Genomic DNA, 529 nt, shown 5'->3' with positions numbered 1-529 from the left:
TGCGGGTTCGAGGGCTGCGTCGACGACGATCCGGTGGGAGCCGTCGGTGGTGGTGTAGCCGTTCGCGCTGCTGGGGATCGCCTCGCGGGTGACGGTCCATCCGCGCCCGGTCATGATCGCGGCCACGCGGTCGTAGATCGCGTCCGGATCGGCGCCGGTGAGAAGCTGCGCGATTTCCTCGGGCTGGGGGTGTCCCTCGATCGGGTCGGTTTGGGAGTGGTCGAACACCGACAGAATCGGGAACGTGGGCACCTTGCGGGTTTCTTCGTCGCCGGTGTCGGGGTCGGTCTCGGTGACGGTGCGGGAGCTGTAGCCGTAGATCCGGATCGCTTTCTCGCCCTTGCGAACCTGCCGTCCGCGTTGTTGCCAGGCGCGGAATCCGGCGACCTGGGTTGCCTCTGGTTTCTGACTGAGGATCAGTACGACGTTGTTGAAAAAGGATGCGGAATAGCATCAGATGCACGATCGCCGCCCCGCCCGTTGCAGCCGACACGATCTCACCATGAACCGACGCCCGTTGTGGCCGCAC

The 529-nt window shown here is 65.4% G+C and carries 1 protein-coding gene; it reads right to left on the bottom strand.

The annotated features are described in order from the left end of the window. A partial coding sequence (locus CH268_RS28520; RefSeq protein ID WP_441346966.1) for an ArdC-like ssDNA-binding domain-containing protein occupies positions 1-420 on the bottom strand: 420 nt, incomplete at its 3' end. Between the last annotated feature and the right edge of the window lie 109 nt (positions 421-529).

This window comes from Rhodococcus sp. 06-1460-1B (assembly GCF_002258475.1).
In the GTDB taxonomy this organism is placed as follows: Bacteria; Actinomycetota; Actinomycetes; order Mycobacteriales; family Mycobacteriaceae; genus Rhodococcoides; species Rhodococcoides fascians.
This window is presented reverse-complemented; position numbering and strand designations above follow the sequence as displayed.